The sequence below is a fragment of the uncultured Salinicola sp. genome, from assembly GCF_937921195.1.
Taxonomy (GTDB): Bacteria; Pseudomonadota; Gammaproteobacteria; order Pseudomonadales; family Halomonadaceae; genus Salinicola.
This window is the reverse complement of sequence record NZ_CALFQK010000139.1, coordinates 1-25,656: the sequence shown is the minus strand read 5'-3', so window position 1 is coordinate 25,656 and position 25,656 is coordinate 1. Positions and strand designations below refer to the sequence as shown.

Genomic DNA, 25,656 nt, shown 5'->3' with positions numbered 1-25,656 from the left:
AATCGAATCGGGCTTCCCAGCGGGAAGCCCGATTCTTTGCGCAAGGAATCACCATGATATGGCATTTGGTCGCGGCGGCCTCGGCTGGCGTGGGCGCCGCCGGCATAGCGCTGTTGTTGCGTTCTCTCAGCGGTGGACGCCTGCCTCGCTGGATCATTCCAGCCTGCGCGGGACTGGGTCTGCTGGCCTACCAGATCAGCTACGAGTACGGCTGGTATGAATCCAAGCGCCAGCAGTTGCCCGAGTCGGCGGCGGTGGTATCGACCGAGAAGGGTCGGATGGTGTGGCGCCCGTGGACCTATCTCTATCCGCTGACCACGGCGTTCAGCGTGGTGGATCGCGACAAGCTGGTGACATCACGAGCCGACGGCGAGCGCCTCGTCGAGTTCGTTCTCTATCGTTTCGAAATGCAGTATCGCGACGTGCTGACCCATCAGGCGTACCTGGTCAACTGCAGTACCCGCGAGCGGGTTCCGCTCGTCGGCGATAGCCGCCGGCCCGATATCGACCGTCTGCGTCGTCTTGCGGACGACGACCCGCAACTCAAGACGGTATGCTTCAAGCGCTGATGTAACACGAACACCCTGCAGCACTGCCACGGCGCGCGGGGTCGTGGCTGCCCGCCGGGCCGAGGTTGCCCTAGAATGGTCGCAGATCAAGGGAGAGAGAGTTCATGTTCGAAGGCGGGTTGTTGATCATCGTGGCACTGCTCTACGTCGCCACGTTGTTCGCGATTGCCTGGCGCGGGGATCGCCATGCCAGGCGGCACGGCCCGGCGAGCCGCCGTCCGATCGTCTACAGCCTGGCGCTGGCGGTCTACTGCACCTCCTGGACCTTCTACGGCAGCGTGGGCCAGGCTGCGACCTCGGGCTGGTCCTTCGCCAGCATTTTCGTCGGCCCCGTGCTCGCCTTCCTGCTGTTCTGGCCGGTTATCACCAAGATGATCCGCGTCGCCAAGCGCCAGAACGTGACCTCGATCGCCGACTTCATCGCGTCCCGCTACGGCAAATCCCAGTCCCTGGCGGCGTTCGCCAGCCTGATCGCGCTGATCGGCACGCTGCCTTACATTGCGTTGCAGCTGAAGGCGGTCTCCACCGCATTCCGCGTGATGACCAGCGACGGCCACGCGGTGAAGGCGCCGATCGTCGACGACACCGCCTTCTACATCACCATATTCATGGCGGCGTTCGCGATTCTCTTCGGCACCCGGGATACCAACGCCACCGAGCACCATGAAGGGCTGATCCAGGCCATCGCCTTCGAATCGGTGGTCAAGCTGCTGGTCTTTCTGGTCTTGGGGGCCTACGTCACCTGGGGCATGTTCGATGGACTCGGCGAACTGCTGACGCGTGCCGACACCTACCTGAAACTGCAGCAGCAGCTCACCGAGCAGAACTTCGACACCAGCTTCTGGACCCAGACGTTGCTGGCGATGCTGGCGGTCTTCTGCCTGCCTCGTCAGTTTCACATCACGGTGGTCGAGAACACCCATACCGACGATGCCAAGCGGGCACGCTGGCTGTTCCCGCTCTACCTGGTTGCCATCGGTTTCTTCGTGCTGCCGCTGGCCGCAGCGGGACTCTCGCTGTTCGCCGGCGAAGATCTGGCGCCGGACAGCTACGTCCTCGCGCTGCCGATCGTCGCCGACCAGCCGTGGCTGGCGATGATGACCTTCGTCGGCGGCCTCTCGGCGGCGACCGGCATGGTGATCATGGCGGTCGTCTCCAACGCCATCATGATCTCCAACGAGATCCTGCTGCCGGCGCTGTTCCGGCTGCGCTGGTTCGAAAAGAAACCCCGCGACTACGGCCGCCTGGTGCTGCGCGCCCGACGACTCACCATCGTCGTCATCCTCGCCCTGGCCTATCTCTTCTATCAGATGGTCGCCGAATACAGCTCGCTGGCCGCCACCGGCCTGCTCTCCCTCGCCGCCATCGCGCAGTTCGCGCCAGCGGTGCTGGGCGGGCTCTACTGGAAACGCGGCAATCGCCTGGGCGTGGTGACCGGACTCAACGTCGGTTTCGCGATCTGGGCCTACACCCTGCTGATGCCGGCGCTGATCCAGGCCAACCTGCTACCGCAAGCCTGGCTGGTGGGCGGTCCGCTGGGACTGGAGTGGCTCTCGCCGCTGCACCTGTTCGGCCTCAACGTCACCGACAGCTTCGCCCACGGCGCCATGCTGTCGCTGGGCTTCAATCTGTTCTTCTATATCTTCATCTCGCAGTTGACCCCACAGCGGGTCGTCGAGCGCATCCAGGCCTCGCTGTTCGTCGACAGCATCGAGACCCGCCAGACCACGGTCAACCGCCCCTGGACCGGGGCGACCACCATGGGCGACCTCAAGGTGCTGTGCGAGCGGTTCCTGGGCAAGTCGCAGGTCGAGCGGGCCTTCGACGACTACGCCCGGCGCAACGCCAAGCCGGTGGACAACAACACCCGGGCCTCGATCGACGTCATTCAGTTCACCGAGCGCCTGCTGGCGTCGGTGCTCGGTGCATCGTCAGCGCGAATCGTGGTCAACTCGGCGCTCCAGGGCCGCGGCATCGGGATTTCGGATGTCATCTCGATCGTCGACGAAGCGTCGCAGGTGCTGGAGTTCAACCGCGCCCTGCTGCAGGCCACCATCGAGAACATCAACCAGGGCATCGGGGTGGTCGACCAGAACCTCAACCTGGTGGTGTGGAACCAGCGCTACCTGGAGATTTTCCGTTTCCCGGACAACCTGATCCGGGTCGGCACGCCGATGGAAAAGGTGTTCCGTTACAACGCCCACAACGGCGAATACGGCCCGGGAGATCCGGAGGAACACGTCGAACAGCTGATCGAGAACATCCGCAGCGGCCAGCCCCATCGCTACGAACGCTACCGCCCCGACGGTTCGGTGTTGGAGGTACTGGGCAACCCGATGCCGGGCGGCGGGTTCGTCTACACCTACCAGGACATCACCCAGCAGAAGCGTACCGAGGAAGCGCTGATCCGCTCCGAGAGCAATATCCGCATCTACACCGACAACGTGCCGGCGCTGATCGCCTACTTCGACAAGGAGTGCCGCTATCTCTTCACCAACCGCGCCTACGAGGCGGCCATGGGGATCGACCGCAACGCGGTCATCGGGGAACGGGCGGAGAACGTGCTGCCGCCGCAGACGGCGCGCCAGCGAACGCCCTGGATGCGGCGGGCCCTGCGTGGAGAGCGGGTCACCTTCGAGATCTCGCTCGACGATGGCGATGGTGGCGTCCGCTACATGCTGGTGACCTATACCCCCCATTTCGGCGAGGGCGGGCGCATCCTCGGCTTCTTCGCCCTCTACCAGGACATCACCGAACGGCGACTGGCCGAGATCGCCCTGCGCGAGACCAACGAGAATCTCGAGGAGCGGGTGCGCGAGCGCACCCAGGCGCTATCCGAGGCCAACGCGGCGCTACGCCAGGAGAACCGGGTCCGCGCCGAGGCCGAGCAGGCGCTGCGCCAGGCCAAGCAGACCGCCGAGGATGCCAACGCCTCCAAGACCCGCTTCCTCGCCGCGGCCAGCCACGACCTGCTGCAGCCGCTGAATGCGGCTCGGCTGTTCACCTCGGCGCTCGGCCAGCAGATCGACGAACCGGACCACAGCAGGACCATCGGCCATATCGATAACTCCCTGCAGGCCGCAGAGGAGCTGCTGGGCACGCTGCTCGACATCTCCAAGCTCGATGCCGGCGCGCTCACGCCGCGCCGCAGCCAGTTCCCGCTGGCCGATATCCTGAGGCCGCTGCGCGCCGAATTCGAGGTCATGGCGGACGATCGCGGCCTCGACCTCGACATGGTCTCCACCAGCCTGTGGGTCGACAGCGACGCCCAGATGCTGCGCCGTATCGTGCAGAACTTCCTCTCCAACGCCCTGCGTTACACCCAGCACGGCCGCGTTCTACTGGGCTGCCGGCGCCATGCCGAGCGCGTGGTGATCGAGGTCTGGGATACCGGGCCCGGGATCCCGGAGTCCAAGCTGAGCGAGATCTTCCAGGAGTTCCGACGCCTCGATCAGGCCTCCCGCCACAAGGAGAGCGAGCGCGGGCTGGGACTCGGCCTGTCGATCGCCGAGCGCATGAGCCGGGTGCTGGATCACCCGATCCTGGTCCGCTCCCGGGTCGACATGGGCACCGTCTTCTCGGTCTCCGTGCCCCTGGTGGTCGGCCGACGAGGCGCCGCCGCCCCGGAGGAGAAGGCGCCCGGCAGGCGTGCCAGCAACAAGCTGGTGGGCACGCGGATCCTGTGTATCGACAACGAGCGCCTGATCCTCGAGGGCATGAAGGCGATGCTGGAGGGCTGGGAGTGCGAGGTCTACACCGCCACCTCCATCGGCGGCGCCAAGTCGGCGATCCGCAACATGGGCGGCGACCCGGACGCGATTCTGGCGGACTACCATCTCGACAACGAAGTCACCGGCATGATGGCGCTGGAAGCGCTGGAGGAGCTCTGCGAACAAGCCGTGCCGGGCATCGTCATCACCGCCGACCGCACCGAGGAAGTCGCCGAGGAGATCAAGCGGGGCGGCTACCAGATCCTGCTCAAGCCGGTGCGTCCGGCCGCCCTGCGCGCGCTGATGACGCGTACGCTGCAGGCGAGCCGTGCGTCGAAGCTCTCCAGCGACGACGAATCTTGAATAAACGACTCATTTCGATTCCGCCACCCAGCGACGCCTATTCAGGCCGGCGCTGAGCGATGAATCGTTCAACCGGGGCTTGCGACATGGATGTCGCAAGAGGCGTGTTGGGCAGGACGCCCTTTTGCGCCGACCCGAGTTGATCAGATTCAGTGTTCAGGGTTTCGCCGGTCTGTGGCGTCAATGAGAGGGGGAGCGACGAGGGGGCGAGCGTTAAGCCCCCTCGTCATTACGCAGATGAGTTCGAGAAGTCCTCGGCAGTGAGGTTCCCGCCGATTTCGAATCAGTCGCAGTACCCAGGATATTCACGTTCCCGCCGACCGGCCGCCTCATAATGACAAAAGCCCCGCCAACCTCTCGGTTGGCGGGGCTCGTCGTTCGTGCCCGCGTAGGGCTTCGCGATAGCGCTTCGCGCGCTTACTCGTCGAGGAACGAGCGCAGCGGCTCGGAGCGCGACGGATGGCGCAGCTTGCGCAGCGCCTTGGCTTCGATCTGACGGATACGCTCGCGGGTGACGTCGAACTGCTTGCCGACCTCTTCCAGCGTGTGGTCGGTATTCATGTCGATGCCGAAGCGCATGCGCAGCACCTTGGCCTCCCGCGCGGTGAGCCCACCGAGCACGTTGCGGGTGGCTTCGATCAGGCCCTCGCCGGTGGCGGAGTCGATCGGCAGCACCATGGTGCTGTCCTCGATGAAGTCGCCGAGATGCGAGTCCTCGTCGTCGCCGATCGGCGTCTCCATGGAGATCGGCTCCTTGGCGATCTTGAGCACCTTGCGCACCTTGTCCTCCGGCATCTCGAGGCGCTCGCCCAGCTCTTCCGGGGTCGGTTCGCGGCCCATCTCCTGCAGCATCTGACGCGACACGCGGTTGAGCTTGTTGATGGTCTCGATCATGTGCACCGGAATACGGATGGTGCGCGCCTGGTCGGCAATGGAGCGAGTGATCGCCTGCCGGATCCACCAGGTGGCGTAGGTCGAGAACTTGTAGCCGCGGCGATACTCGAACTTGTCCACCGCCTTCATCAGGCCGATGTTGCCTTCCTGGATCAGGTCCAGGAACTGCAGGCCGCGGTTGGTGTACTTCTTGGCGATCGAGATGACCAGGCGGAGGTTGGCCTCGACCATCTCCTTCTTGGCCCGACGCGCCTTGGCTTCGCCGATGGAGAGACGGCGATTGACCTCTTTCAGCTGGCCAACGCTGAGCAGCACCATCTCCTGCTCGAAGCTGATCTTGCGCTGCGCCCGCTGCACGTCGCCACGGAAAGGTTCGAGACGATCGGCGTACTTGCCGTGCTTGGCGAGGAATTCGTCGAACCAGCCCGCGGAGGCTTCATTCCCCAGAAAAGAGCTGATGAACGTCTTGCGCGGCACTTTGCCCTGCTTGACGAACACCTGCATGATCGCCTTTTCCTGACCACGGATCTGGTCGACGCTGATCCGCACCTGCCCGACCAGTCGTTCGAAGTGCTTCGGCGAGAGCTTGATCGGCGAGAACAGTTCGGCCAGGCGTGCCTGCTCGGCGTTGGCCTCTTCGGAGCCCCTTCCGTGCTTCTCGATGGCGGCCTTGGCGGATTCGTTCTGCTCGCGAATCTGCTCGAAGCGCACCCGCGCTTCCTCGGGATCGGGACCACCCTCGCTGGAGCTGTCGTCTTCTTCGCTGTCTTCGTCGTCTTCTTCATCGTCGTCGCCGCTGATGTCGGCTTCGACTTCCTCGGGCATCTCGACCTCGGCGACACCGGGAATACCTTCATCGGGATCGATGAAGCCGGAGAACAGGTCGGATAGACGTCCCGGCGCTTCCTCGTCCTGGGTCTGATCGTAGACGCCGAGGATGGAATCCACCGCCCCGGGCAGATAGGCCAGGGACGACATCACCTCCCGCAGGCCCTCCTCGATGCGCTTGGCGATCTCGATTTCGCCTTCGCGGGTCAGCAGCTCCACCGTCCCCATCTCGCGCATGTACATGCGCACTGGATCGGTGGTACGCCCGACATCGCTCTCCACCGCTGCCAATGCCGCCACGGCCTCTTCCGCCGCCGACTCGTCGGTGGAATCGTCGGACATCATCAGCGTGTCTTCGTCAGGCGCCTCCTCGACGACATTGATCCCCATGTCATTGATCATGGAGATAATGTCTTCCACCTGATCGGGATCGGCGATATCTTCGGGGAGGTGATCGTTCACTTCGGCGTAGGTCAGGAAGCCCTGCTCCTTGCCGCGTGCGATCAACTCCTTCAAACGTGACTGCTGTGCATTTCCAGCCATAGAAACCCTACTCGACGAAGAAGAATGAAGCACCTGGGGTGACAGCGCGACGCCCCAAAAGCCGGCTAGTATAGCGCGCCCCCGCTTTTTGCTGCCAGCTTCTATTACCTTGCCCGCCAGGTGTGCTAGTGTGTTTGGTTACCTATCTGGTGGCGATCGCCGCCAATTCAACCTTTCCAACCGGGTTACCGGTTGACAACCTCACCGATCGACCACTTCACGCTTCCCTGCCGACAGTCTCGATCTTTATTTTCAACTTTCAATCTCAGCGCGCCCGCGATGCTCCCGATGAACCCACGCTGTCACCGGTGAGCCACGCTACTTAAGCCACTTACACCACTTACGACCCCTCGGCCAACTTGCCGATCAGCTCCCGCAACCGCTGTTTCTCTTCCGGGCTCAGCGCTCCCGGCTGGCGACTCTTTTCCAGCAACTGCCGGTACTCCTCGACCGGGGTCAATCTCGCGCTCTGGCGCTCGAGATAGCGTACCCAGTTGTCCAGCTCGCTGGCTCGCACCTCGCGGGGGATCGCGAGTTCCCGCCGAACCAGTTGGTCGAGCCGCTCCCCTTCCGGGCTGCCGTGGAAATGAGCCAGCAACACCTGGGGACTGCGATAGCGCCCGGCGCGCAGCAGCTGCACCACCTCGCGGCACAAACGCCCATCGGGCACCTCGGCGGGGCACCAGTCGACCGATTCCGGCAAGCCGTCGACCAGCGCCGGCTCGTGCAGCAACAGATGCAATATCCGAGCCGGAATGGTCAGGGAAAGCGTAGCAGTTCCTGAGCGAGTTGCCGGAAGTCCGCGCCGACTTACCCGATCATTACCCTTATCGACCGTCGAAACCGGGTCTGAAGCGGCTTCGGCGTCGCCCTCCGCCGTCATCATCAGCGCCTCGTAGCCGGTGACATCGGTCGTCGCTGCCGGCCGCGGCGCGGGCGCAGCATGATTGACGAACCAGTCGGCAAACTGCGACTGCTCGATCCCGCTACGAGTCGACAACTCCTTAACCAGCAGCGACTTGAGGACCCCCTCGGGGAGATGCTTGAGCGCTTCGAGCACGGCCGTGACGAAACGCTCTCGGCCCTCGACCTGCTTCAGGTCGCGTCCTTCCGCCGCCTGTTCGAACAGGAACTCCGATAGCGGGCTGGCGCAGGTGATGCGGTTCTCGAACGCCTCCTGCCCCTCCCGGCGCACCAGGGTATCCGGATCCTCCCCCTCGGGCAGGAACAGGAAGCGGACCTGACGACCGTCGATCATCGACGGCAGGGCCGTCTGCAACGAGCGACGCGCCGCCTGGCGGCCGGCATTGTCGCCGTCGAAGCAGAACACCACTTCGTCCACCAGCCGAAACAGCCGCTGCAGATGATCGGTCGTCAGCGCCGTGCCCAGGGTGGCGCAAGCGTTACGTATGCCGAACTGCGCCAGGGCCACCACATCCATGTAGCCTTCGACAACCAGCACCCGCGAGAGTTGCCGGTTGGCCTGGCGCGCCTCGAACAACCCGTAGAGTTCGCGCCCCTTGTGGAAGACCGGTGTCTCCGGCGAGTTGAGGTACTTGGGCTTGGCGTCGCCCAGCACCCGCCCGCCGAAGGCGATGGTGCGCCCTTTCCAGTCCCGGATCGGGAACATCACGCGGTCGCGAAAACGGTCGTAGGTGCGCCCGGTCTCCTCGCGGTGCACCAGCAGCCCGTACTCGACCTGGACCGCCTCGCTGATGCCCTGCTCGAGCAGATAGCGCTTGAGCGACTCCCACTCATCCTCGGCGTAGCCAATGCCGAAATCGCGAATGACCTCCTGACTCAGACCGCGCCGGTCGAGGTACTCGCGGGCCTGGCGCCCACCGCCGAGCGCCAGGCGCTCACGAAAGAAGCGCGACGCCAGCTCCAGCAGGTTGACGCCCTCTTCACGCTTCTGCTGACGCTGCCGGGCCCCCGGATCCTCGCCACCTTCCCGCTCGACCTGCATGCCCGCCCGGGAGGCCAGCTGCTCGACGGCCTCGGGAAAACGCAGATTGTCGAACTCCATCAGAAAGCGCAGGGCATTGCCGTGGGCGCTGCAACCGAAGCAGTGGTAGAACTGCTTGTCATGGCTCACCGTGAACGACGGCGAATTTTCCTGATGAAACGGGCAGAGACCACTGTGGTTACGCCCGCTTTTCTTGAGCTGCACTCGCTCGGAGATCACATCGACGATATCGGTACGCGCCAACAGGTCATCGATGAAGCGCTGGGAGATCTGTCCGGCCATGTCGTCAAGGCGCTCTGGAGAATCGGACTGAAGGCTGGGAAGGCTCTATGCTGCCACTGAATATAGACCAGCCGGGAGAGCCCTGCCCATGTGCCGACATCGATGAATGGCGGCGGGGTAAAAACAAACGGCCACCTAGACGGCGGCCGTTTGATCGTCCCTCTGGGTGACCGAAGCCACCGCAGTACGGATCAATACAAGCGTTCGAAACGCTTACGTTCACGCTGCAACTTCTTGGCGTGACGCTTCACGGCAGCCGCAGCTTTACGCTTGCGAACCGCAGTGGGCTTTTCGTAAGTTTCGCGACGGCGGACTTCGGACAGAACCCCGGCTTTTTCGCAGGAGCGTTTGAAGCGACGCAGTGCGACGTCGAACGGCTCGTTATCACGTACTTTAACAGCGGGCATGAAGCACTCACCTACCTTGGGAATTGAGTTCGGTTTGAACGCACACCCGAGAAGACGATCCGGGCGGATTCAGACGGCGTCACGAGAGATGGTCAATCTCCCGCCGATCTCGTCTGCCACGCCACATCCCGGATCTTCAGGGCGCACGACCCAGTCCTGCAGAGCAGAGCATTCTAGTCTCGCCCACGAACCAATGCAAATACCTTTTCGACGGCGTAAACTAGCGCGCCTTCCGCTTCTGCGTTTCCTTCAACGACCCCGACGGATGATTCGACCATGCGCGTGCTGGGTATCGAAACTTCGTGCGACGAAACCGGCGTCGCTCTCTATGACACCGATGGCGGGCTGCTGGCCGATGCACTCTACAGCCAAGTGGCGCTGCACGCCGAGTTCGGTGGCGTAGTGCCGGAGCTGGCCTCCCGCGACCACACCCGCAAGCTGCTGCCACTGGTCGATCAGGTGCTGGCCGACGCGCAGCTGACCAAGCATGACCTGGATGCCATCGCCTACACCGCCGGGCCCGGACTGGTCGGCGCGCTGATGGTCGGCGCCTGCACCGCTCACGGCATGGCACGCGCGCTCGACATCCCGGTGCTCGGCGTGCATCACATGGAAGGCCACCTGCTGGCACCGATGCTGGAGGAGACCGCGCCCGAGTTTCCGTTCGTCGCCCTGCTGGTCTCCGGTGGCCATACACAACTGGTCGACGTGCGCGGCCTGGGCGACTATCGCCTGCTGGGCGAATCCGTCGACGACGCCGCCGGCGAAGCCTTCGACAAGGTCGCCAAGATGCTCGAGCTGCCCTACCCCGGCGGCCCGCAGGTCGCCGCTCTGGCCGAGCGGGGCCGCAGCGAACGCTTTCGATTCCCCCGCCCGATGACCGATCGACCGGGGCTCGACTTCAGTTTTTCCGGGCTCAAGACCCACACCTTGACCGCCCTGCGTCAGCTTCGCGAGCAGGGCGCCCTCGACGATCAGGCTCGGGCCGATGTCGCCCGCGCCTTCGAGGATGCCGTTGTCGATACGCTGATCATCAAGTGCCGGCGAGCCCTCAAGGAGAGCGGCCGGACAAGGCTGGTCGTCGCCGGCGGCGTCAGCGCCAATCGGCGCCTGCGCGAGACGCTGGATATCGCGCTGGCCAGGCTGGGCGCCAGGGCATTCTACCCACGCGGGCGTTTCTGCACCGACAACGGCGCCATGATCGCCTACGCCGGCGCGCAGCGGCTGATTGCCGGCCAGCGCAGCGACGCCATACAGCCGAGGCCACGCTGGCCACTGGCGGAACTGACACCTCCCCCGGCGCCACGCGCTGTCTGAAAAATGCCTGCGCTCGCCGATTTTTCAGACAGCGCTTAATTCCGGTCATCGCCCTCGCGACGATCACGCAGCGCATCTTCTTCATCGAAAGGGTCGGCCAGCGCCGGCTCGTGGGCCTCGCGGCGCCGCTCCCGCCACAGCCGGATGTTCCAGCCGTGCCGGGCCAGCACCAGCAGCGAGAACACGCAGATGACGCCCGTCATCGGCGGCACCAGCCAGTAACTCAGCAGGGGGGCAAGCAGCGCCGACGCCAGCGACGCCACGGCCGCCGTGCGTACTCGCCAGGCGAGCAGGAACCAGCACAGCGCACAGATCAACGCCACCGGCGTTGCCAGCATCAACAGCACGCCAAACGCACTGGCCACCGCCTTGCCGCCTCGCCCCCGGTGCCAGACCGGGCAGCTATGCCCGACCAGCACGCTCAACCCCACCAGGCCCTGGGCCCAGACCGAGAGCGACAGCGCACCGGCCAGCCACAGCACCGGCACCCCCTTGACCGCATCGATCACCAGCGTCACCAGCGCCGGACGCCAGCCGAAGGCCCGCAGGACATTGGAAAACCCCGGGTTCCCCGAACCTGCCCAGCGCGGGTCGCGCAGCCCCCAGGCCCGGCAGACCCAGATCGCGCCGAGCAGCGAGCCACTGAGATAGCCAGCCGCCATCAGCAGGCCGGTGACAACGATCGAAGGCAAGACGTCATTCCCCTTGACCGCGCGGAGCGGACATCATCGAGAGCCCTGATTCTGCCACTCTCATCGCGTACAATCGACGCCACCCTGGACGGTGCGTCGGCTTCGACCCACCGCTCGCACGATGAACGCTGACGGACATCAGCGCTGACGAGGAGGTCGCGTGGATCAGGTAATGATCGAAGGCTTGAGCCTGGAGACGGTGATCGGCGTCTACGATTGGGAACGCAAGGTGCGCCAACGCCTCGAGCTGGACCTGGAGCTTGGCACCGACATTCGTCCGGCGGCCCGTGCCGACGATCTCTCCCAAACGCTCGACTACGCCGCCATCTGCCAGCGCCTCTCCGACTATGCCGACGCCAACGCCCATGGCCTGGTCGAGACGTTTGCGGAGCGCGTCGCGGCGTTGCTGATCGACGAGTTCGGCATCCGCCATTTGCGCCTGACCGTGCGCAAGCCGGGAGCGGTGGCAGCTGCGCGCGCCGTGGGCGTGCGCATCGAGCGCAGCGTCGACTGATGCCACTGGTCGCTCTCGGGCTGGGCAGCAACATCCGGCGCCGGCACCATCTGACCCGGGCCCTGGAGGCGCTGGAGGCGCTTGCCGCGCCTCACCCGCTGCAGCTCTCCCGGGTCTTCGAGAGCCCGGCGGTCGGTTTCGACGACGAGCGCCCGTTCTACAACATGGTAGTGGCCTTCGAGACCGAACTCTCCCCGGCGGCGATCGATCGTCACTGCAAGGCGATCGAACGGGATAACGGCCGCCCGGCCGGCCCGGCCAAGTTCGTCGCCCGCACGCTGGACATCGACCTGCTGCTGTGGGGCGACAGCGTCGAGGGCGACGGCACTCGTCGGCTACCGCGGGAAGACATCGACCGCTATGCTTTCGTTCTTCATCCGCTGGCGGAGCTTCTGCCGACGCACCGGCACCCGGTCAGCGGACTCACGTTCACCGAACTGTGGGCATCTTTCGACGCCGCCGACCAGCCCCACTGGGCGATCGACTTCGTCTGGGGCGAGCGACGGCTATCCCGAAGCGACGACGCCTGATGTCGAAGCCGCGCTCTACCGTGCCCCGAACCCGACGCACCGGGGCAGGCAGCCCGGAGCCGGCAGTTCGAAGAACAGCGGCATGTGCGACAATCTCCACAATCTTTGCCGATTGCCTGAACCGTCACTGCCATGCGTTGCGCCACACTTAGGGACCGTCACCATACGTGAAAAAGCCTGCCCCTATGTCTCTATCGCTCAGCAGTCGACGTGACTGGCCGCGACTGTCACGCCTGAGCTTCAAGCTTTTCGCCATCATCCTGGTCACCAATGTGCTGATCAGCGGCCTGGTGTTCGTGTTCGTCTCGAGGAGCCTGGACGAGGGGTTCGTCAATTATCTGGAACGCAGCCAGTCGACACGCGCCGAGACCCTGGCCAACGCACTGGGAGAGCAGTGGACGCAACGCGGGAGCTGGCAGTGGCTGCGCGACAATCCCCGCGCCTGGCAAAGCCTGGTCCGCAGCCAGCTATGGTCGAGCGACCGCCACCCTCCGACCGGGATCGATCGACAGCTGTCCGACGCCCGCGGCTACGTGCTGCTCGACGAGTTGAGCAACCCCGTCATCGGCGAACCCCTGCTCAAGCCGCCACCACAGGATCTCGACCTGGACATTCCGCCACCGCCGGAGCCGCACTTCGTTCCCATCCGCAGCGGCAACAAGCTGGTGGGGCAACTTGGCTATCTTCCCCCGGAACGCCTCATGGCGCGCATGGACCAGATATTCCTCGAGCGCCAGCAGCGCAACCTCACGATCATCGTCGGCTCGCTGTTTCTCACCTCGCTACTGCTGGCGGGTGGGCTGGCCTGGTGGTTGGGGCGACGCGCCCGTTTCATGACGCTGGCGACCCGGCGACTGACCCTGGGGGACTACAGCGTGCGCCTGTCCGAGCGCGGTCGCGACGAGCTGTCGCGCCTCTCCGCAGATTTCAATCAGCTGGCCGAAACGCTGGAGGCCAACCGGCGCGCGAGGCAGCGCTGGGTTGCAGACATCGCTCATGAACTGCGCACGCCGCTGGCGGTGCTGCGCGGCGAGATCGAAGCCATGCAGGATGGCGTGCGGCCACTGTCGCCGGACAATCTGGGGTCGCTGCAACAGGAGGTCGACCAGCTCGGGCATCTGGTCGAGGATCTGCGCCTGCTCGCCCAGAGCGACGCCGGCGCGCTGGACATGCACCTGGTTCCGGTGGATCTCGAGGAGTCACTGGTTCAGCGGCTCGAGGACAGCGAACCGCGCCTGGAGAGCCACGGCCTGACCCTTGAAATCGACACCGTGCCCGTATGGGTACGCGCCGACAGCCAGCGCCTGCGCCAACTGTGGGACAACCTGCTCTCCAACACCATTGCCTACACCGACGGCCCCGGCACGCTGCGCGTCATGCTGCGGCAACGTCACGACAAGGCGGAAGTGATCTGGGAGGATACGCCGCCGGGGGTGCCGGCCGACGAACTGCCGCGTCTGACCGAACGACTGTATCGGGTGGAAGGCTCACGCAACCGCCGTAGCGGCGGCAGCGGGCTGGGTCTCTCCATCGCCCGAGCGCTGATCGAGGCCCAGGGCGGCGTACTGACACCTTCCGCTTCGCCACTGGGCGGATTGCGCTGGACGCTGGCATTTCCGCTGGACCTGCCCGCTGAATCCTCGGCCGAGCCCTGCCTTCCCGCCGGGAAAGCAGCCAGCAGCGACGGCAGCCATACCAATCGATAGGGAGCCGGTTTGATGAACGACACCATTCTGATCGTCGAGGATGAACCCAAGATCGCCCGCCTGGTCGCCGACTACCTGTCGAAGAGCGGCTATGCCTCCGATCATATCGACCACGGCAACGCCGTCATGGAGTGGCTGGAGGAGAACCAGCCGATGCTGGTGCTGCTCGATCTGATGCTGCCCGGTACCGACGGCCTCACGCTGTGCCGCCAGATTCGCGAGCGATTCCCCGCCATACCGGTGATCATGCTGACCGCACGGGTCGAGGAGGTGGATCGATTGCTGGGGCTCGAGCTGGGCGCCGACGATTACATCTGCAAACCCTTCAGCCCCCGGGAGGTGGTGGCGCGCGTCAAGGCCGTGCTCCGCCGCAGCCATGGCATCACGAGCGCGGACGACGCCGGCAGCGAAGGCGACCACCTGACCCTGGACGAGGATGGCTGGCGCGCCATGGCGGGGAGCGAGGACCTCAATCTCACCGCCGTCGAGTTCCAGTTGCTCAAGGTGATGATGCACAGCCCAGGCCGGATATTCTCCCGCGACCAGTTGATGGACCACATGTACCGCGACCACCGCATCGTCTCCGAGCGCACCGTCGACAGTCACGTCAAGAAACTGCGCCGCAAGATCGCCGACGTCTGGCCGGAACGGGACATCATTCGCTCGGTCTACGGGGTCGGCTACAAGTACCAGCCGGAAGAGTGAGGCCAGCGGTCGGCCGGCCCCGGGAAACGAGGGAGGCCCTCCCCCTGCCGTAGCGCTTCTTCCTTCGGCGCCTACAGGGAAGCGCTCTTCAGGAAGCCTTCGGCGTCCCTCGCCGAGAAGAACACCAGCGTCACTTCCAGGCGGGGCAGCGTGGGCAACCGCTCGCGCATCACCTCCGCCACGATGCCAGCGGCCGCGTCGGCCGGATAGCCGTAGATGCCCGTCGAGATGGCCGGGAACGCCAGCCGCTCGAACCGATGCTCGGCGGCGAGATGCAAGGCGTTACGGTAGCAGTCGGCCAGCAGTTCGGAACGATCTTCCGACTTGGCGAATACCGGCCCGACCGTATGGATGACGTGACGCGCCGGCAGCTTGAAACCGGGCGTCATCGCCACTTCACCGACGGGCAATCCGTCCGGCCAGACCGTGCGCCGCAGTTCCCGGCACGCCTCGAGCAGCTGCGGGCCTGCCGCGCGGTGAATCGCCCCATCGACACCGCCACCGCCCTGCAGGCTCTTGTTGGCGGCATTGACGATGGCATCGCCCTCGAACCGGGTGATGTCGCCCTCGGCGACGGCCAGGCGATCGCCCTGCCAGTGAATCTTCATTGCGACCTCCGCTAGGCAACATGCGCTCTTGTCATCCACCAACGTAGGTCGCGATACCCACTTTCGCGAATCAGGACGCCTGGCGACTCACCCCGGCGGTGTCGGGCGGGGCAGGGGCGACCGGCACCGTATCCGCCTCACCACGCTTGAGCAGTGCGTAGCCGACCCCGGTGATCACCGAGCCGGCGGCAATGGCGACCAGGTAGAGCAGCGCCAGGTTGACCGCGTTCGGGATCAGCAGCACGAACAGACCGCCGTGGGGTGCCATCAGCTTGACGCCGAACCACATCGAAAGCGCCCCGGTCACCGCACCGCCGAGCATCGAGATCGGAATCACCCGCAGCGGATCCTTGGCGGCAAAGGGGATCGCCCCCTCGCTGATGAAGCAGAGGCCCAGCACGAACGACGCCTTGCCCGCCTCTCGCTCGGCCTGGGCGAACCGGCTGCGCCTCAGGAACGTGGCCAGCCCCATGCCGATGGGCGGCACCATGCCCGCGGCCATGATCGCCGCCATCGGCATGTAGGTCTCAGTCGACAGCAGCCCCACCCCGAAGGTATAGGCTGCCTTGTTGACCGGCCCACCCAGGTCGAAGCACATCATCGCGCCGAGCAGCACGCCCAGCAGGACCGCGTTGGTCGACCCCATGTTGTTGAGGAAGGTGGTCAATGTCGACAGCAGCGCCGCCACCGGGGTGCCGACCACGTAGATCATGACCAGCCCGGTGAACAGGCTCGCCAACAGCGGGATGATCAGGATCGGCTTGAGCGACTCCACGCTGGCCGGCAGCTTGACGTAGCGCGTCACCGCCCTGGCCGAGTAGCCGGCCAGGAAGCCCGCGAGGATCCCGCCGATGAAACCGGCCCCCAGGGTGGAGGCCAGCATCCCGCCGATCATCCCTGGCGCGATGCCGGGACGGTCGGCGATGGAGTAGGCGATATAGCCGGCCAGCACCGGCACCATCAAGGCGAAGGCGGTACCGCCCCCGATCTGCATCAGCGCCGCCGCCAGCGTCCCTTCCTGCTCGTAGGCCTTGATCCCGAACACGAACGAGAGCGCGATACAGAGCCCGCCCGCCACCACCATCGGCAGCATGAACGAGACACCGGTCAGCAGGTGCTTGTAGAACCCGCGCTCCTTCGCGCTCTTGCGCTCGCCGCCGGCCCCTTTGTTGCTGCCGACCGACTCTACCTGCGCCTCCTCGAGGGCCTTCTGGATCGTCTGCTGCGGCTGCTTGAGCGCGCTGCCGGTGGAGGTGCGGTAGATCGGCTTGCCGGCGAAACGGGTGTCGTCGACCTCGATGTCACAGGCCAGCAGCACGATATCCGCCGCCTCGATGTCCGCTTCACCGATCGGATTCTGCGCCCCCACGGAGCCCTGGGTCTCGACGTGGATCCGGTGGCCCAGCGCCCGGCCGGCCTGCTCGAGGGCCTCGGCGGCCATGAAAGTGTGCGCGACCCCGGTTGGGCAGGCCGTCACCGCGACGATACGTCTGGCCCGTGAAGGCTCCGCCTCGGCCACCGCCGGGGCATTCGCAGGTTCGCTGGCGGCGTCGAACGCCGTCGCCTCGCGGGCGGCACGCTCGAGAAACGCCTCGGGATCGGGCAGCGCCTGCTGGACCGCTGCGCGATAGAGCCGCTTGCCGACGAAGCGCGACGGCTCGGGCACCCGATCGGCGGCCACCACGACCAGGTCCGCCTCGGCGATCGCCTGTTCCGATACCGGTGCGACCGGTTCGAGTTCGCCGTGCATCTCCACCCGGGGCTGCCAGCCGCGACGCAGCGCGGCCTGCTCCAGACGCCGCGCGGCCAGAAAGGTCGTCGCCATGCCGCTGGGGCAGGCCGTAATCAGAATGACGTTCATGCGTTCACCGTTCATGCCCCCTCCTGACGTGCGTCGCCGCAGCGAGTGACACGCGTCTGTTGCAGTAATTGCTGGAAATCCTCGACGTGCGGATCACCGACGCCGACATGCCGGACCGCTTCTGCCGCCAGCGCCGTTGCCTGGCGCAGGGCGTCCTGCGGTGACTGACCCGCGATCACCCCATGCAGCAGCGCGGCCAGCAGGGTGTCGCCGGCCCCCACCGTACTCTTGACCTCGACCCTGGGCGGGGTCGCCCGCCATGCGCCGCGCCGGCTGATCCACAGCGTGCCCTCCGCGCCCAGCGACAGTATCGACTCCTCGATGCCGGCCGCATGCAGCCGCCGGGCCGCATCGAGCTGTGATGCCTGTTCGTCCAGCGGACCGCCGGCCCACTCGGCCAGCTCCTGCTCGTTGGGCTTGACCGCGTGAGGCGAAACCGCCAGCGCTGCCGCCAGCGCCGGCCCGCTGGTATCGACCCAGATCGGGATACCGCTCGCCTTGAGCGTTTCGATCAGCGCGGCGAAGTCCGCCGCGGTGACGCCCGGCGGCAGGCTGCCGGTGACCACCACGGCCGACGGCGCCGAAGTCTCGCAGCAGGCGACCAGCGCGGCGGTCAGCTCGGCCAGTGCGGCCCCGGAGACCTCGACCCCAGGGCCGTTGACGTCGGTCACCCGGCCGTCGTCCTCGGCCAGCTTGGCGTTGATCCGGGTCTCGCCGGGCAGGCGCAGGCTGGCATCCTCGATGCCGTCGCGCCGGCAGGCCTGGACGAACGCGGTGTCATTGTCCGCGCCCAGAAAGCCCGACAGCGTCACGCGGTGGCCCAGCGCCACCAGCACCTGGGCAACGTTGAGTCCCTTGCCGGCCGCTGCCAGATGCGACGACCGCGTGCGATTGACCGCCCCCGGCTCGAGTCGCGGCAACTGGATCGACAGATCCAGCGCCGGGTTGAGCGTCACCACCAGCACATGCGCCATCAGAGTGCCTCCAGCGCATCGCGCACGGCCTGGCTGGTGGCCTGGGCCAGTGCCGTCTCGGCATGTAGCCGCGCCGTTGCCTGGGTGATGCCGCGCAGGCGGGCCTTGACCATGGGTACCTGGCGCACCGACACCGAGAGCTCGTCGACCCCCAGCCCGACCAGCACCGGCACCGCGGCGGCGTCCGAGCCCAGTTCGCCGCAGACGCCGACCCACTTGCCCTCGGCATGGGCGGCATCCACCGTCATCTGGATCAGCCGCAGTACCGCCGGATGCAGGCCATCCGCCTGGGACGAGAGCTCGGGATGGCCACGGTCGATCGCCAGGGTGTACTGGGTCAGGTCGTTGGTGCCGACGGAGAAGAAATCGACCTCCGCCGCCAGGCTAGGCGCCAGCAGCGCTGCGGAAGGAATCTCGATCATCACCCCGACCTGGACGTCCGCCGCGCCGATCTCCTGCTGCAGCCGGTCGACGATTGCCCTGGCCTGGCGGTACTCGTCGACGTCCTTGACCATCGGGAACATGATCCGCAACGGACGATCGCCGGCGGCGGTCAACAGTGCCCGCAGCTGGGTTTCGAGGACGTCGGGGCGGGTCAGCGCCAGCCGGATGCCGCGCAGACCGAGAAACGGATTGTCCTCCGCCGCCACCGGCCAGTAGGGCAGCGGCTTGTCGCCACCGACGTCCAGCGTGCGCGCCACCAGCGGACGGCCATCGAGGGCATCGAAGGCGCGTTGGTACTCACCGATCTGGGTCTCCAGATCCGGCGCCTCCGGATGCGCCATGAACAGGAACTCGGTGCGCAACAGCCCGACGCCCTCGGCGCCCTGCTCGACGGCATCCGCGGCGTGGGCGGTGTTGCCCAGGTTGGCGGCGACCTCGACGCGGCGGCCATCCGCCGTGCGACCCTCCTCGAATCGCGAGCCGTGGGCCTCGCGGCGCAGTCGCTCCAGCTCCTTGAGCCGCAGTTCGGCGCGATCGCGGCGCTCCGCGCTGGGACGCACGATCACCCGGCCGAGATCGCCATCGAGGATCAGTTCATCGTCGTTGGCGAGCGTCAGGGCCCGCGGGCCGGCGCCCACCACCGCAGGGATGCCCAGCGCCCGCGCCAGGATGGCGCTGTGGGAAGTGGCGCCACCGCGGGCGGTCAGCAGTCCCCGCACCTGGGCGGTGTCGAGACGCGCCACGTCGGAGGGCCCGATGTCGTCGGTGACCAGAATGTACGGGCGCTGCGGCGGTGTCGGCATCTTCACCCCGCACAACACGCCGAGCACGCGACGGCCCACGTCACGAAGATCCGCTGCCCGTTCGGCCAGGAGGCGGTCCGCCAGCACTTCCTGGGCACGGGCGGCGGTATCGATCGCCTGCCACCAGGCGGCTTCGGCGCTCAGGCCATCGCGCATGCCTTCGAAGGCCGCTTCGTGCAGCTCGGGATCGTCGAGCATCTCGGCGTGCATGGAGAGAATCTCGGCCACGTCGCCGCCCTTGGCGGTGCCGATCAGCGCGCGCAGCTGGTCACGCGCCTCGCTCAGGCTGGCCCCCAGACGCTCCCGCTGGCGTTCGGCATCCCCTTGTTGCTCCGGCGCCAGATCGCGAGCCCGCTCGGGATAATCGAAGCTGGGCGCGCGCATCACGAAGACCGGCGCGATCGCCAGGCCCGGCGAGGCGGCAGTGGCCGGCAGTACCGTGTCGTCGGCGACAGGCTCCTGCGGGGCCTCTTCCGGTCGCGCCGCGCTCTTGTCTCGAGACGCATGATCGGCGAGGCCGCCATCCGCCAGCGGGCGCACCGACTCACCGAGCCCGGCCTTGACGGCGGCGACCATCGCCGCCAGCGCCGCCTGGGCCCCCTCCCCCTCGGCGGAGAAGATCAGCGTCTGACCGCGTCGGGCACCCAGCCCGATTACCTTGGTGAGGCTGGCGGCGGAAACCGTCTCCGCCGCGCCCTCCATCAGGCGCACGCGGACCGGCAGCGGCTGCTCGCGGGCCGCCTGGACCAGCAGCTTGGCAGGCCGTGCGTGCAGGCCATGCGCATTGAGCAGCGTTGCCCGGGCGGTCTCGGCACGACTCGACTCGCCGGACAACCGCGCCAGGACATGATCCGCATCGGCATCGACCAGCGCCTCGCCTTCACCGCTATCCAGCAGATCCGCCAGCCGCTCCAGCAGCGCCCGGTGAACGTCGCCTTGCGCCGCGACGCAGAAGACGCCATTGACCACGCCTTTCGGACCGCTGAACGACCGCTCCGGTGTCGCCAGCGCCAGCGCCGGCTGGCTGACGCCGAGGGAAGCACTCACCAGCCACAGCCCCTGACCGAGCGCGACCGGCTCCTGCTCGGTGATCGCGGCGACGAAGCGCGCATCGACGCACTCCGCCTGGCGCAGTCGCGCCGCCGCCGCCAGCGCCAGCTCGAAACGGTCCCGCGCCGGGAAACCCAGGCACAGCGTGCCGGCGTCCAGACGAGCCCTGGCCGGCGGTTTGGCGAGCAGCGCCACCATCGCTTCGGCGCTGTCGGCGTTGGCGATGCGCTCGGCGACCCCTTCGTCGTCGAGGACGTGGGTCAAGCGGCGCAGCACGTCGAGATGCTCGTCGCTGGCGGCGGCGATCGCCACCAGCAGGAACACCCGGTTGCCGTCGTGCCAGGTCACGCCAGACGGGAACTGCAGCAGACGAACGCCGGTTCGATGGATCTGCCCGCGGCTCTCCGGGGTGCCGTGGGGAATGGCGATACCGCTGCCGAGGAAGGTCGAGCCCTGCGCCTCGCGGGCATGCAGGGCATCGCGATAGTCGGCTTCGACCAGACCGGCCTCGTGCAACGAGGCGGCGGCCTGATCCAGCGCCGCCTGCCAACTGTCGGCCTGGCAATCAAGCGCCGCGTCTTGCGGCTGGAGGGTCAACATAAGGATCTCTCCGAGTGGGTCGTTCGATGCACGATACGCGGCCCGCAGCCGCAGCGAAATCGGCGGGGCAGGCGGATTCATGGACGCTAGCTGAATCGTGTCACCTCAATGGCACCAATGCTCTCTGCTGACGCGCGGTTTGGCAAGCTAGACCTTCGCCTCACGCCCGTCCCGGCACGGTCGCCGCCGAAATCGGACTGGGCCGACAGGACCCGACGCGGTATCGTTCAGACCGTGAAAATGCGCCGCCCTCTCCCATGGACATCGCAGGAGCCCTGCATGAAGCTTGCCGATATCGCCCGACTGGCCGGCGTTTCCCGCACCACCGCCAGCTATGTTCTCAACGGCCAGGCCAAGGCGAGGCGCATCAGCGAAGCCACGATGGCACGGGTGCTGGCCGTCGCCAACGCCCACGACTACCGAATCGATGCCCAGGCGGCGGCACTGCGGGGAGGCGACAGCCGCACCCTGGGCCTGATCGTGCCGGATCTGGAGAACGGCAGCTACGCACGGTTGGCCAAGCGCCTCGAGCATGGCGCGCGCCGGCAGGGCTATCAGTTGTTGATCGCCGGTTCCGACGACGACCCGCAGAGCGAGCGCGAAGTCGCGAGATCCCTGCGCGCCCAGCGCTGCGACGTGCTGTTGGTGGCCAGCAGCTTGAGCCCCCGGGACCCTTTCTATGTCGAACTGCTGGCGCAGGGACTACCGATCATCGCCATCGACCGACCGCTGGATCCCGAACGCTTCGTCAACATCGTGACCAACGGTCGGGCCGCCGGCGAGATGTTGACCCGTTCGGTGCTGGCCGACGAGGTGACGGACGTGGTGTGGCTGGACGCCGTACCGGATCTCTCGATCAGCACCGAGCGGCGGCGCGGCTTTCTGGATGCCCTGGCCGGCGAGCCCCGGTGCCGTCCCCGCTGCTTCAGCGGCGAGCGCTACGATCACGATAGCGGTGCCTCGCTGATGCAGCGGCTGCTGGATGACGACGGCTTGCCGGACGCCATCGTCACCGCCTCCTATACCCTGATGGACGGCCTGCTCGACGTGCTGCTCGAACACGGCACCCCACCGGCCGACCTGCGCCTGGCCACCTTCGGCGACGACCGGCTACTCGATTTCCTGCCCTGCAAGGTGAACTCGCTGCCCCAGGACCACGACCGTGTCGCCGAACAGGCGCTGGCGAGAGCCATGCAAGCGGCCCGTGGCGACTACAGGCCGGGGCTGGACGTGATCGACAGGACGCTCAAGCGACGGCGCTGAACGCGATGCGATGGATCCTCCCCGGAAGCGTGGCCGGGAGCCACGACTGAAGTATGCTTGGCCCATCGATGCTTTCAGGAACCTGCGACTTGTCAGACGACCTCCCCGACATCCTGGCCGGGCCGATACTCCGCCGGGCGGCGCCCCAGCGACTGGTGCTGTGGCTGGCCGCATCGCGCCCGCTCGAGTTCCGGCTGACCCTGATCACCGACGACGCGTCGCGAACCCATGAGCTGGCAACGGCAACGACACGGGTGGAGGTGGGCGCCCGTGCCCACCTCTACCTGATCGACCTGGAGCTGGATGCCGCCCTGCCCCAGGATGTCCGCATCGCCTACGACCTCGCCTATCGTGGCGAGTCCGGATGGCACTCGATCGGCGACTGGGGCAAGTCACTGTGCTACGGCAGCGAACCGCTACCCACGCTGGTGCTGCGCTCGCGCTACGACAACCTGCTTCATGGCTCCTGCCGCAAACCCCACCACCCCAGCGAGGACGGCCTGGTGCGCGCCGACCGCTGGCTGGATGGCTGCCATGAAGACGCCGCCGCCAGGCCGGCGGCACTGCTGCTGACCGGGGACCAGATCTACGCCGACGACGTCGCTGGCCCGATGCTGGCCGCCATCCATGCGTTGATCGCCCGCCTCGGCCTCTACGACGAATGCCTGGAAGGCACGGACATCGCCAGCGGCAGCGAACTCTACGCCCGCGACGAGACCTACTATCATCGTGACGAGCTGCTGCCGGCGATCCGTTCCACCGAGGCACTGCGCGAGAAGTTCTTCGGTGGCGTGCGCAAGCCGATCTTCACCACCGCCAGCGCGGAAAACCACCTGATCACCTTTGCCGAACTGCTGGCGATGTACCTGCTGGTATGGTCGCCGACACCCTGGCGGCTGATCGAGGTCGAGATGCCGCAACTGGCCGCGGAGGAGCAGGACCGCTACCGCGACGAGCAGCGGCATATCGATGCTTTCGTCACCGGTCTGCCGGGCGTGGCACGCCTATTCGCCCATCTGCCCACGCTGATGATCTTCGACGACCACGACGTCACCGACGACTGGAACCTCTCCGCTGCCTGGGAGGCCGCGGTCTACGATCACCCCTTCTCGCGCCGGATCGTGGGCAACGCCCTGATCGCGTACCTGTTCTGCCAGGGCTGGGGCAACGATCCCGATGGACTGGCCGAAGCGCTGAGCGCCAGTCGCGAATGGCTGGACTCCGCCAGCGGTGACGGCGCTTTCGACTGCCAGCTGCAGGACCGGCTGGTGACCCGGCTGCTGCGTTTCACCGGCTGGGGCTATACAATCGAGTCGACGCCTCGGCTGGTCGTGCTGGATACGCGCACCCGGCGCTGGCGCAGCGAACGCCGCCGGCACCACCCCTCGGGGCTGATGGACTGGGAGGCGCTGAGCGAGTTCCAGCAGGAGCTGCTCGGGGAGCCGTCGGTGATCATCGTCTCCCCGGCGCCGATCTTCGGCGTCAAGCTGATCGAGGGCATCCAGCGTGTGTTCACCTGGTTCGGCAAGCCGCTGCTGGTCGATGCGGAGAACTGGATGGCACACCCCGGCGCCGCCCAAACCATGCTCAATATCCTGCGCCACAGCCGCACGCCGCAGCGTTACGTGATCCTCTCCGGCGACGTCCACTACTCCTTCGTCTATGCGATCACCATCCGCCAGCGCCGCGACAGTCCCCGCATGTGGCAGATCACCAGCAGCGGTCTCAAGAACACCTTCCCCGATACGCTGCTCGACTGGTTCGACCGTCTCAATCGCTGGCTCTATGCGCCCTGGTCGCCGCTCAACTGGCTCACCAAGCGTCGCCGCATGCTGATCGAGCCTTACCGACCCGAGCGCCGCTCGAAAGGCGAGCGGCTGTGGAATCGCGCCGGTATCGGCCAGGTCTGCCTGGACGATCACGGCGCCCCGAGCGAGGTGACGCAACTGGGGGCAGACGACTGCGACACACGTTTCTCCAAGGAGCCCCGATGAGCGCGATACGCCTGGCCCGCGCCACCGACCGGCAGGCCGTGGAAGCGCTGGTCACCGCGGCCTACGGCCATTACGTCGAGCGTATCGGCAAGACACCCGGTCCGATCCGCGATATCGGCGACAATCGCTATGCCCGTCATATCGCGGCCGGCCACGTCAATCTGCTGGTGGAAGGCGACGAGGTGGTCGGACTGCTGGTGCTGATCCCCAAACCCGACACGCTGCTGCTCGACAACGTGGCGGTGGCTCCCGCCGCACAGGGCCGTGGATTCGGCCGCGAGCTGATGGCACTGGCGGAGACCCGGGCCAGACAGCTGGGCTTCGATAACGTGACGCTCTACACCCAGGAACTGATGCACGAGAACCTGGCGATCTATCGGCGCTACGGCTATGTGGAGACGCATCGCGCCGAGGAGGCCGGATTGAGGCGGATCTACCTGCGCAAACCGCTCTCCTGAAGGCTGGCCTCACGCCAATGCGAACCGCCGCACCCCGGCAAGGGCGCGGCGGTCGAGACGGGGTCACCACCGGTGGTCAAACGGCCCGCGCCACGCCTCGGGCCGGCTCGACATCGCCGAACGTGCCGGAGGTACCCTCCACATCGCGCAGCTCGACCACGATGCCGCGGGAAGACGCGTTGCCGACGAAACGGTCGATATCCTCGCGAATGTCCGGATCGATGTAGTTGGCGCCGGTGGCATCGATGATCAGCTCGCCGTTGTCCGGCACCGCGTCGAGATACTGGCGCATCTCCTCACGGTTCAAAAACGAGACGTCCTGCTGGAACTTGAGCAGCATGTGATCGCCACGCCGGGTGCAGGCAATCGCCGAACGATAGCCGGACTGCAGCAGAAAGTAGAGACTGCACACCAGCCCCACCAGCACGCCCATCAGCAGATCGGTGGCGAGAATCGTGATCACCGTCACGGTGAACGGGATGAAACGACGCATCCCCTCGCGATACTGCTCCATGAACAGCGCCGGCTTGGCCAGTTTGTAGCCGGTGTGCAGCAGGATCGCCGCCAGCGTGGCC

18 protein-coding genes and 1 pseudogene are annotated in these 25,656 nt (G+C 66.4%); 10 read left to right on the top strand and 9 right to left on the bottom strand.

The annotated features are described in order from the left end of the window. The first annotated feature begins 53 nt into the window (after nt 1-53). Together Q0602_RS15240 and Q0602_RS15235 are read left to right on the top strand one after the other, a co-directional pair. Nucleotides 54-569, top strand: coding sequence for a hypothetical protein (locus Q0602_RS15240; protein ID WP_298845093.1), 516 nt, complete (start codon nt 54-56; stop codon nt 567-569). A gap of 104 nt (nt 570-673) precedes the next feature. After that, on the top strand, nt 674-4,642 hold the full coding sequence (locus tag Q0602_RS15235; RefSeq protein WP_298845088.1) for a PAS domain-containing hybrid sensor histidine kinase/response regulator: 3,969 nt from the start codon (nt 674-676) through the stop codon (nt 4,640-4,642). A 417-nt stretch (nt 4,643-5,059) separates the two neighbouring features. Here the strand turns inward: Q0602_RS15235 and rpoD are convergent, their stop codons facing one another. The 3 genes from rpoD to rpsU all read right to left on the bottom strand — a co-directional run bounded on the left by rpoD (nt 5,060) and on the right by rpsU (nt 9,562). Then, nucleotides 5,060-6,940 (bottom strand): RNA polymerase sigma factor RpoD, encoded by a 1,881-nt coding sequence (gene rpoD, locus Q0602_RS15230; RefSeq protein WP_295037029.1) that lies wholly within the window; start codon nt 6,938-6,940, stop codon nt 5,060-5,062. 307 nt (nt 6,941-7,247) lie between these two features. Then, complete coding sequence (gene dnaG, locus Q0602_RS15225; RefSeq protein WP_298845084.1) at nt 7,248-9,155, bottom strand: DNA primase; 1,908 nt, start codon at nt 9,153-9,155, stop codon at nt 7,248-7,250. A 191-nt stretch (nt 9,156-9,346) separates the two neighbouring features. Further along, nucleotides 9,347-9,562, bottom strand: a complete 216-nt coding sequence (rpsU, locus tag Q0602_RS15220) for a 30S ribosomal protein S21 (protein WP_075560838.1) — start codon at nt 9,560-9,562, stop codon at nt 9,347-9,349. A 276-nt stretch (nt 9,563-9,838) separates the two neighbouring features. Between rpsU and tsaD the strand changes: the two genes are divergently transcribed. Next, a complete protein-coding gene (tsaD, locus tag Q0602_RS15215; protein WP_295037033.1) occupies nt 9,839-10,879 on the top strand; it encodes a tRNA (adenosine(37)-N6)-threonylcarbamoyltransferase complex transferase subunit TsaD in 1,041 nt (346 codons plus the stop codon). Nucleotides 10,880-10,914: 35 nt separating this feature from the next. Here the strand turns inward: tsaD and Q0602_RS15210 are convergent, their stop codons facing one another. Further along, nucleotides 10,915-11,541 (bottom strand): glycerol-3-phosphate acyltransferase, encoded by a 627-nt coding sequence (locus Q0602_RS15210; RefSeq protein WP_298845110.1) that lies wholly within the window; start codon nt 11,539-11,541, stop codon nt 10,915-10,917. Between the two features lie 190 nt (nt 11,542-11,731). Between Q0602_RS15210 and folB the strand changes: the two genes are divergently transcribed. The 4 genes from folB to Q0602_RS15190 all read left to right on the top strand — a co-directional run bounded on the left by folB (nt 11,732) and on the right by Q0602_RS15190 (nt 15,026). Continuing rightward, nucleotides 11,732-12,085, top strand: coding sequence for a dihydroneopterin aldolase (gene folB / locus Q0602_RS15205; RefSeq protein ID WP_295037035.1), 354 nt, complete (start codon nt 11,732-11,734; stop codon nt 12,083-12,085). Then, nucleotides 12,085-12,615 (top strand): 2-amino-4-hydroxy-6-hydroxymethyldihydropteridine diphosphokinase, encoded by a 531-nt coding sequence (gene folK, locus Q0602_RS15200; protein ID WP_295037037.1) that lies wholly within the window; start codon nt 12,085-12,087, stop codon nt 12,613-12,615. The genes folB and folK overlap by 1 nt, the downstream gene beginning before the upstream one ends. A gap of 185 nt (nt 12,616-12,800) precedes the next feature. After that, nucleotides 12,801-14,321: an ATP-binding protein gene (locus tag Q0602_RS15195; RefSeq protein ID WP_298845077.1), complete on the top strand. Its 1,521-nt coding sequence runs from the start codon at nt 12,801-12,803 to the stop codon at nt 14,319-14,321. A gap of 12 nt (nt 14,322-14,333) precedes the next feature. Continuing rightward, entirely contained in the window at nt 14,334-15,026 is a 693-nt protein-coding gene (locus Q0602_RS15190; protein WP_295037042.1) for a response regulator, read from the top strand. A 71-nt stretch (nt 15,027-15,097) separates the two neighbouring features. On the opposite strand, the gene Q0602_RS15185 is transcribed toward Q0602_RS15190, so the two are convergent. The 4 genes from Q0602_RS15185 to ptsP all read right to left on the bottom strand — a co-directional run bounded on the left by Q0602_RS15185 (nt 15,098) and on the right by ptsP (nt 21,366). Beyond that, the gene (locus Q0602_RS15185; RefSeq protein ID WP_298845073.1) at nt 15,098-15,634 is read right to left on the bottom strand and encodes an O-acetyl-ADP-ribose deacetylase; all 537 of its coding nucleotides are present in this window, start codon (nt 15,632-15,634) and stop codon (nt 15,098-15,100) included. Nucleotides 15,635-15,704: 70 nt separating this feature from the next. Continuing rightward, nucleotides 15,705-17,495, bottom strand: coding sequence for a PTS fructose-like transporter subunit IIB (locus Q0602_RS15180; protein ID WP_298845107.1), 1,791 nt, complete (start codon nt 17,493-17,495; stop codon nt 15,705-15,707). Between the two features lie 11 nt (nt 17,496-17,506). Beyond that, nucleotides 17,507-18,469 carry a 1-phosphofructokinase gene (pfkB, locus tag Q0602_RS15175; RefSeq protein WP_298845070.1) on the bottom strand — a complete coding sequence of 321 codons (963 nt, stop codon included), beginning with the start codon at nt 18,467-18,469 and terminating at the stop codon, nt 17,507-17,509. Beyond that, nucleotides 18,469-21,366, bottom strand: coding sequence for a phosphoenolpyruvate--protein phosphotransferase (gene ptsP / locus Q0602_RS15170; protein WP_298845067.1), 2,898 nt, complete (start codon nt 21,364-21,366; stop codon nt 18,469-18,471). The genes pfkB and ptsP overlap by 1 nt, the downstream gene beginning before the upstream one ends. A 279-nt stretch (nt 21,367-21,645) precedes the next feature. On the opposite strand from ptsP, the gene cra reads away from it, so the two are divergent. The 3 genes from cra to Q0602_RS15155 all read left to right on the top strand — a co-directional run bounded on the left by cra (nt 21,646) and on the right by Q0602_RS15155 (nt 25,081). Then, nucleotides 21,646-22,629 (top strand): catabolite repressor/activator, encoded by a 984-nt coding sequence (gene cra / locus Q0602_RS15165; RefSeq protein WP_298845063.1) that lies wholly within the window; start codon nt 21,646-21,648, stop codon nt 22,627-22,629. A gap of 89 nt (nt 22,630-22,718) precedes the next feature. Then, a complete protein-coding gene (locus Q0602_RS15160) occupies nt 22,719-24,623 on the top strand; it encodes an alkaline phosphatase family protein (protein ID WP_367276980.1) in 1,905 nt (634 codons plus the stop codon). Further along, nucleotides 24,620-25,081 carry a GNAT family N-acetyltransferase gene (locus tag Q0602_RS15155; RefSeq protein ID WP_298845056.1) on the top strand — a complete coding sequence of 154 codons (462 nt, stop codon included), beginning with the start codon at nt 24,620-24,622 and terminating at the stop codon, nt 25,079-25,081. Before Q0602_RS15160 ends, Q0602_RS15155 begins: the two co-directional genes overlap by 4 nt. 76 nt (nt 25,082-25,157) lie before the next feature. Here the strand turns inward: Q0602_RS15155 and Q0602_RS15150 are convergent. Beyond that, nucleotides 25,158-25,656 (bottom strand): annotated as a pseudogene (locus tag Q0602_RS15150) (SulP family inorganic anion transporter); the annotation flags it as partial.

Bases quoted from the DNA above. Each gene is read 5' to 3' on its own strand.
- Q0602_RS15240 (WP_298845093.1), top strand. From the start codon at position 54: ATGATATGGCATTTGGTCGCGGCGGCCTCGGCTGGCGTGGGCGCCGCC.
- Q0602_RS15235 (WP_298845088.1), top strand. From the start codon at position 674: ATGTTCGAAGGCGGGTTGTTGATCATCGTGGCACTGCTCTACGTCGCC.
- dnaG (WP_298845084.1), bottom strand. From the start codon at position 9,155: ATGGCCGGACAGATCTCCCAGCGCTTCATCGATGACCTGTTGGCGCGT.
- rpsU (WP_075560838.1), bottom strand. From the start codon at position 9,562: ATGCCCGCTGTTAAAGTACGTGATAACGAGCCGTTCGACGTCGCACTG.
- tsaD (WP_295037033.1), top strand. From the start codon at position 9,839: ATGCGCGTGCTGGGTATCGAAACTTCGTGCGACGAAACCGGCGTCGCT.
- Q0602_RS15210 (WP_298845110.1), bottom strand. From the start codon at position 11,541: ATGGCGGCTGGCTATCTCAGTGGCTCGCTGCTCGGCGCGATCTGGGTC.
- folK (WP_295037037.1), top strand. From the start codon at position 12,085: ATGCCACTGGTCGCTCTCGGGCTGGGCAGCAACATCCGGCGCCGGCAC.
- Q0602_RS15195 (WP_298845077.1), top strand. From the start codon at position 12,801: ATGTCTCTATCGCTCAGCAGTCGACGTGACTGGCCGCGACTGTCACGC.
- Q0602_RS15190 (WP_295037042.1), top strand. From the start codon at position 14,334: ATGAACGACACCATTCTGATCGTCGAGGATGAACCCAAGATCGCCCGC.
- Q0602_RS15185 (WP_298845073.1), bottom strand. From the start codon at position 15,634: ATGAAGATTCACTGGCAGGGCGATCGCCTGGCCGTCGCCGAGGGCGAC.
- Q0602_RS15180 (WP_298845107.1), bottom strand. From the start codon at position 17,495: ATGAACGTCATTCTGATTACGGCCTGCCCCAGCGGCATGGCGACGACC.
- pfkB (WP_298845070.1), bottom strand. From the start codon at position 18,469: ATGGCGCATGTGCTGGTGGTGACGCTCAACCCGGCGCTGGATCTGTCG.
- ptsP (WP_298845067.1), bottom strand. From the start codon at position 21,366: ATGTTGACCCTCCAGCCGCAAGACGCGGCGCTTGATTGCCAGGCCGAC.
- cra (WP_298845063.1), top strand. From the start codon at position 21,646: ATGAAGCTTGCCGATATCGCCCGACTGGCCGGCGTTTCCCGCACCACC.
- Q0602_RS15155 (WP_298845056.1), top strand. From the start codon at position 24,620: ATGAGCGCGATACGCCTGGCCCGCGCCACCGACCGGCAGGCCGTGGAA.